This window comes from Flectobacillus sp., assembly GCF_049240685.1.
GTDB lineage: Bacteria > Bacteroidota > Bacteroidia > Cytophagales > Spirosomataceae > Flectobacillus.
In genome coordinates this window covers 21,693-28,248 of record NZ_JBMLSD010000456.1, presented here as the reverse complement: position 1 = coordinate 28,248, position 6,556 = coordinate 21,693, and the positions used below count along the sequence as shown (strand labels likewise).

Here is a 6,556-nt window from a genome sequence, read left to right as displayed (position 1 = left end):
CCATGGAAAATGGTTTAAAACAAAAAAGCCTTAAATCTTTCGACTTAAGGCTTTTAGCTCCCTCTCCTGTACTTGAACTAGAGCCTTTAAATACTTGTAAATTAGCACATTGTAAAGCCATGCTTTCAAAAGTACCTCTTTCAGTACCCAAATTCAAAAAAAATTAGGCACTGAGTGCTGGCAAAAAGGTACTTTCACACTTTCCCAGTTCTTTCTTCAGAGTATAATTTTCAATAGTAAGTTCTTCAATTCTTCTTAATAGCCTCTCAAGAACTCCTGAATCGTCAACATTGCTACTGCTTTTCAACTGCGTTTCTTCTTTTTCATTATCATTCAACTCTAAGAACTGAATAATCTTTCTTGCGTTTTTCGCTCTAATATTGCCACTATTATAGAATCTATGTAGTGACGGCTGAGAATAACCCACTGATTCACAGAACTCTAATTCTGTCATGTTTCTTTTTCTTAGGGTCTCCTTTATCATTTCTCTTGTTAGCTCCATAAAATATATCCGTTTAAGCTTGCGTTAATACTTCACTTTAACTACGTTTGTACTGTTAAAAACAACAGAATGTTTATACAAATATAACATATACAACAATAGGTTATCAATTACACTTAAAAAACTACGTAAAAGACAAATGACAAAGGCAACAACCCCTAACACTATCGCAACTAGAAGAGTAAACGGTAATTTTTTGTGGACAGTATATTCAAATGCTTTGAGATACAAGCAACTTGAATTTAAACAAAGATTAATTGATATGTCTGGAGGGAATGAGCAGACTCTTTGGCAATCATTCAACCGAGTTCAAACTATAGAAGGGAAGGAAGACAACTTTAATGCTGAAATAATTGGGGTTATGGTTCAAATATTTTGCGAGAATGAAATAAAGGTAAAGTTTGAGCTAACAGACCTAGAGAAGTTAAAAATGAAGTACAGTGCAATTATCCAAAATAAGCAGGAAACATTACCTCTATTCCGTAACTAGCCATAACCACCGCCCAATCAAAGGCGGTTATTTTCATTATGACACAAAAAATTAAAATACTGGAAGATAGAGCTCTTATCAGAAAGTTTTGGAGATGGCACAAAGTAAGGGTAGATAAAGCTAATACAAAGTATGACTTAGACTATTTGGAAAAAGTAGAAGATATGATTTTAATGTGTGAAAGTTACTACAAAGCTGAGTATGTACAACGCAAGGCATTAGAGAAGGAAAATCAAATACTACTGCTACGTATCGAAAACTTAAAGGAGCAACTTTCATTTGAGAAACAACAATCTGACTTATTTCTCCGAATAGCATTGCAAAGAATCAAAGATTTATTAAGAATCAAAAATAAGCAACCATGACAAATATTACAGCAAAACAGAAAAAAGCATTGCTTAATGAGAATAAGGAAACACCTAAAATTATTCCATTCGACAGTCCTAAGGTTGCATCAAAGTCTTATACAATTCCACAGTCATCCAGTGTCTCAATCAATCAAATTTTTGCTAAAAAGATTGATAGAAACGTAGAGATTAAGCCTATTATCCCCACTGTATATATTTCAGGGTCAAGGTTTGCGGTAAAGGGAGACATTTCTATGATTAGTGGCAAACCCAAAGCAGGAAAATCTACAATCACGAAAATGGTTTTAGCCACATCATTAATGAAAGAAATTCCTAAAGATTTTGATTCATTAGGAATAGAATCAAAGTACTGTGAAGGTCAATATGTCATTTACATAGACACAGAACAAAACCCAGCCGACACCTTCGAGTTCTATAATGAAGTAATTAAACTAACTGGATTAAAAAAGGAGCCTGAAAACTTCCTTGTACTTAATTGGCGAGATTTTGACTATCTGCAATGCTTAGAACATTTAGTGGCTATTTTTGACCAAATCCCCAACATCTACATGATTGTATTGGATGGGATTACGGACTTAATACCTAGCTCAAACGATGAAACCAGTTCTGTAATGTTGATACGGTATCTAATGAAGGAAAGTACCGTTCGGAACACCTGTATAATCGCTTGTATTCACGAAAACGGTGATTCTGGCAAAATGAGAGGGCATATTGGAGCAGAAGCCGCCCGAAAATGTCAGGGCACTATTTCTGTAAGATATGATGAGGCCAAAAAGGTGAGAGTAATTAAACCGTTGTTTCTTCGTAGGGGCAAAATGTTTGAAGAAATATATTGGGATAGTGAGAGCGGTATCCCTCGAAGTTGTTCGGCTGAATTAATCGAAAAGTTAAAGTCAGAACAAGCTACAGAAGACAAACGCAAAATCGAGTGTGAGGAGATTTTAAACCAAGTGTATATCAAAGCAAAGGATACAGGCTTAAACAGTGCAGAGCTTTTGAAATACGTTAAGACCTACCAACCAAGTAAAAAAGGGGAATCGGCAGACGCTTGCAGAAAAAGAGCAGGCAGGTACATTGAATCAATGAAAAAACTAGAGTTGATTACTGAAAAAGACAACCTTTGGTACTACGACCGAACTGGACAACAGGAATTATTTGATAGCTAAATATAAAGAAACCCCGTGCCGTGTGGCATGGGGTTTTTCATTTTTCATTAAAACTAAGTTTTTAGGAGTGATTTTAGAATGATTTATAGACCCCTTTACGCCCATCCCTATATGGATGGACGGACGGACGGATATATATCTAGGGTAAGCGTCCGTCCGTCCACCCTATTTTGTCCAGTTTTGAGTAAAAATTAGGGCAAAAAAATAGGAAGGATTCAAGCCTATTTTTTAGGGTTTTGAATCCTTCCTTCAGGGGTGGACGGACGGACGTTTTACTATATATGCCCCCGCGTCCGTCCGTCCATCCGTCCGTCCACTTTTTTTTCTTCATTTTGCAAGATTTTAGCTTTCATTTAGCTATCAATTTGCCCACCGTTTGTACTGCATATAAGTTCTATATATTTTCTTTCTTCAATAGTGCAATATGGAGGTATTCCAAATGCCTTAATAATTGCAATAATTTGACGTGGCGTAAAAGTTTGTTTTGTTTTTTTTATTCCAATTTCATGCGGTAAGTCTTCGCACCAAATCGAAAAAATAGTTCTATTGATATTGTATAATCTTAGAAAATCTTTTTTTGTGATACTGTTTTTCATAGTTGCCTGCATTTACTTAACCTTTCGTAAAGTTACGCAAACTTAACGTTTACGTATCACTAAACTTTGAACTAAGTTTGTACAACTTAATCACTAAGATATTTTTAAATATTTTCAAAATAAATGACTGTTAGTTATGTAGTAGATGGCAAAACCTATACCTATGAGTTGGATGATTCAGCGGTATTAAATAGTATAAATCTGGATTCGCTTGATTTGTCAAACATTCGCTTTATAGATTGGAATTCAGGTTTTGATAATCCTATATCAATGCCTCAGGGTTTCGGGGATGGTTCGGCAGGTAGTTTTGATTTGCGCTATCAAAATTCCCTTAATGCAATGTCGTATCTAGGGAATCTCTCAAAGGCAACTAATAAGGAGGATTTTGATAGATGGTACGGGAAATTCAAAGATACTATCTACAATGAGTTGATATATGAAACAAATATCCTTACCAAAGAAGTAGAACGATTTAAAAACGATTATGGAAATGTCACAAATCCAATTTCTGAAAAACTTGATGAAGTTGTAACAGTGGCAAATGAAGCAAAAAAATTACTTGCTGGGTTTGCAAGCATGGCTTCAATAGTTGCAGTATTGACAGAAATAACAGCCGTATTAATCCCATTAGGTGCAATTTTAGGCGCTATTATAGTGATTGATTCTACAGTAAAAAAACAGGAATTACCACAAAGAGAAAAAGCAATTTTACTACAGGCTCAAAAGGTTCAAAACTTGATTGAAGCTTACAAATCAGATGCTCTTTATAATTCTCTAAACAGATTTGAAACTAAAGTACCTAAGCCTGTTACTGGTTCTAATGATAATCCATTTAGTGATTTATATGTAGCAGCTCTTATTATTTTACTTGTATTTCTTTTGTACAAATTCATTAATAGATAATGGCAAATGTCCCCCATGTTGCTATTGTCGCAACTACCAAACGAATTAACTACAGTGAGCTATTTAAAGCCACTGAAGCAATAATCTATCAAATCAGAAACCACGTCACCCAACACTGGGATAAAAATGTTTACTATGGTTTGACGGCTGAAATTAAAGCCTATGAAAATATTAGCTCTGTGCCTTATGGGAGTTGGTTGGTTACAATCGATGAAGAAATAGACACTAATTCTTACGGCTATCACTACGTATTAGAGAAAAATGAGTCATTCGCCCCTAAGGGTACACCATACGCACGACTTAAATACGACAAGATTTGGACTCTAATACTTAGTCATGAGGTCACAGAGCTTTTAATTAATCCATACCTACAAAACTTTAGATATGCTGAAATTGGAGGTAAAAAAGTAAGGCTTGTTGTTGAGCCGTCCGACCCTGCACAATTTAAGGATTTTGGCTATCTGGTAAATGGTGTATTGGTTTCTGACTTTACGACCCCAAACTATTACGATTTAGTTTGGACACCTAATACTAGATATTCATGGACGGGTCAAATATCAAAACCTCTGGAACTATTGGAAAACGGCTATTTCAGTTTTCAGTATTTAGACAGGTTAGATGTCTGGTTTCAGATGTGGAAAGTTAGGGGACAAATAGTAACCAAGAATGTTACTGATTTGGCAAGCAACAACAAGGGTACAACCACTATTCTAATTTTTATCATTATCCTAATTATTTACTACTGGTATGGAAGAAAACAAAAGTAGAAGGGGTTTCATTTGGCTAGTGTTCGGGGTCTTTGTAACAGTTGGTATTTTCTTATACTCCAAGATTAGTACAGCTACTAAGCTAACGTATAAAATCATGACCCCTGAAAGTATTAGTTTCAATTTCAGCAACTTTAAACTGACATGGTTGCAACCAGTTGAAATTACTAATCCGACAAATACGGGTATTTGGTTACGGCTAATCCAGTTTGATGTATTGTTAAAAGGCTCAACAATTGGTTCAGGCTTTTTGAATGAAAGTGTAGTGATACAATCTCTAAACAAAACCATCTTAAAAGTGCCCTGCACAATTGGAGTGCTTGACATTTTAACGGCTATTCCCGATTTCATTGACCAATTTTCAAAGCGTACAGTAACATTCGATTTAAAAGGAAATATCAACGCTGAAGGTTTTACAATTGGTGTCGAGAGTTCCGCAAACCTAACCATTCCAAATCTATCATTCTTAAAATAAGATGGCTTATATCGAACAACGATTACCCGTGTATTATGCCACTTTGCAAAAGGAATACGGCTTATCCTATACCGATATTCAAGGACTTGACAAAAATAACCGTGTCTATGTACTTGAAATTGCAAAGGCTGACACGATGAAAGATAAAGGGTATTCAACAACCCAAATCTTAGACTACTACAAAAAGCAAGGTTACAATGCAACTCAGGTTTCGAGCATTGAAAATTACCTAACAACACGAACAGTAAAAGATGCCAACGGACAAACTGGACAGTCAAAACTCTATAAAACAGTAGAGGATGTTCAAAAGATTTCGGGTGCTGTTTTACCAATTGCTGAAAGTCTGGCAAAAATATTCGGGATTGGTGGTAATTCGCTAAATAGTCAAATCAATATCCCTAACCTTTCTGACTATAAAGCAGTGTCAACGGATGGATATACTAATTACAAGATTGATCCAGCAACGGGTAAAATCTTAGAAGGTACAGGCGTCGACGTTACACCGCCAAAAGTCAACGTATCCAGTTTACCGTTTGGCTTATCGGTAGAAACATTGGTCTTAATCCTGCTATTTCTCATAATCCTGTATTTATACTTTAAACCGTCCGAAAAGACCACTAAAGGCAAAAAATAAACCTCTTTCAAAACTTTTCAAACTTTTTAACAACCCACTAATAAAATGGCTTATTCTTCAGATAAAAAAGTCAAAATCTTAATCAATGGCGGTGCTCAAAACGGGCAAAACGGATACAGTAACTTGTTTGTTGGTCAAGATGACGCAGGCAACAGATTTTTCTTACAAGTAGAAACAAGTGGTGCAAATCGTGTTTGGATGTACAAAACTCGTTCTTGGGCTTCACTTCATACTTCTACAGGTGATACCAAAATTGACCCTAAAGTAGATTATTCGGGCTTTTTGGATGTGGCACAACCTGACTTTGTGAGCAATGCCGATGGATTAATCCCAGACGTAAATATCACTAATGATGCAGGGGGACGCTTAAAGGCATTGACCAACCCATCAGGAAACACACCTGTATTCTCATTGTTCGGTGATGGTATCACGACAAACCCATTTGCAAATGGTACTACTGACAGCATTTACACACCTCCTGTAAAAGCTACAGCGTCAGGCATCCTTGCCAGTATTTCGGAGTTTTTCACACAAAACCCGTTAACCTCTTTGGCTATTGCTGCAGGTATTATTATTGGCGGTGTTTGGCTCTATAACAATATGGATGAAGGGGGTAAGAAGAAAAAGAAACGTCGTGGCTAGTAAAAAACTTTAG

Annotated in this window: 10 protein-coding genes; 8 read left to right on the top strand and 2 right to left on the bottom strand. The window is 36.0% G+C overall.

Annotated features, from left to right (window positions below):
- Positions 1–163: 163 nt before the first annotated feature.
- On the bottom strand, positions 164–502 hold the full coding sequence (locus tag ACOVQ4_RS20975; protein ID WP_421822554.1) for a hypothetical protein: 339 nt from the start codon (positions 500–502) through the stop codon (positions 164–166).
- A 139-nt stretch (positions 503–641) separates the two neighbouring features.
- Here ACOVQ4_RS20975 and ACOVQ4_RS20970 point away from each other — a divergent pair, with 139 nt between their 5' ends.
- The 3 genes from ACOVQ4_RS20970 to ACOVQ4_RS20960 are packed head-to-tail and all read left to right on the top strand — an operon-like array spanning position 642 to position 2,526.
- Positions 642–992 carry a hypothetical protein gene (locus ACOVQ4_RS20970; RefSeq protein WP_283381465.1) on the top strand — a complete coding sequence of 117 codons (351 nt, stop codon included), beginning with the start codon at positions 642–644 and terminating at the stop codon, positions 990–992.
- Positions 993–1,030: 38 nt separating this feature from the next.
- Complete coding sequence (locus tag ACOVQ4_RS20965) at positions 1,031–1,357, top strand: hypothetical protein (RefSeq protein ID WP_421822553.1); 327 nt, start codon at positions 1,031–1,033, stop codon at positions 1,355–1,357.
- Positions 1,354–2,526, top strand: coding sequence for a hypothetical protein (locus ACOVQ4_RS20960; RefSeq protein WP_421822552.1), 1,173 nt, complete (start codon positions 1,354–1,356; stop codon positions 2,524–2,526). Before ACOVQ4_RS20965 ends, ACOVQ4_RS20960 begins: the two co-directional genes overlap by 4 nt.
- A gap of 353 nt (positions 2,527–2,879) precedes the next feature.
- Here the strand turns inward: ACOVQ4_RS20960 and ACOVQ4_RS20955 are convergent, their stop codons facing one another.
- Complete coding sequence (locus ACOVQ4_RS20955; protein ID WP_283381469.1) at positions 2,880–3,122, bottom strand: hypothetical protein; 243 nt, start codon at positions 3,120–3,122, stop codon at positions 2,880–2,882.
- A 123-nt stretch (positions 3,123–3,245) separates the two neighbouring features.
- Here ACOVQ4_RS20955 and ACOVQ4_RS20950 point away from each other — a divergent pair, with 123 nt between their 5' ends.
- The 5 genes from ACOVQ4_RS20950 to ACOVQ4_RS20930 are packed head-to-tail and all read left to right on the top strand — an operon-like array spanning position 3,246 to position 6,543.
- Entirely contained in the window at positions 3,246–4,025 is a 780-nt protein-coding gene (locus ACOVQ4_RS20950) for a hypothetical protein (protein ID WP_421822551.1), read from the top strand.
- Positions 4,025–4,792 (top strand): hypothetical protein, encoded by a 768-nt coding sequence (locus ACOVQ4_RS20945; protein ID WP_283381471.1) that lies wholly within the window; start codon positions 4,025–4,027, stop codon positions 4,790–4,792. The genes ACOVQ4_RS20950 and ACOVQ4_RS20945 overlap by 1 nt, the downstream gene beginning before the upstream one ends.
- Positions 4,773–5,267 carry an LEA type 2 family protein gene (locus ACOVQ4_RS20940; RefSeq protein WP_421822550.1) on the top strand — a complete coding sequence of 165 codons (495 nt, stop codon included), beginning with the start codon at positions 4,773–4,775 and terminating at the stop codon, positions 5,265–5,267. Before ACOVQ4_RS20945 ends, ACOVQ4_RS20940 begins: the two co-directional genes overlap by 20 nt.
- Position 5,268: 1 nt before the next feature.
- Positions 5,269–5,901, top strand: coding sequence for a hypothetical protein (locus ACOVQ4_RS20935; protein WP_421822549.1), 633 nt, complete (start codon positions 5,269–5,271; stop codon positions 5,899–5,901).
- Positions 5,902–5,946: 45 nt separating this feature from the next.
- Positions 5,947–6,543 (top strand): hypothetical protein, encoded by a 597-nt coding sequence (locus ACOVQ4_RS20930; protein WP_421822548.1) that lies wholly within the window; start codon positions 5,947–5,949, stop codon positions 6,541–6,543.
- The last annotated feature ends 13 nt before the right edge of the window (positions 6,544–6,556 follow it).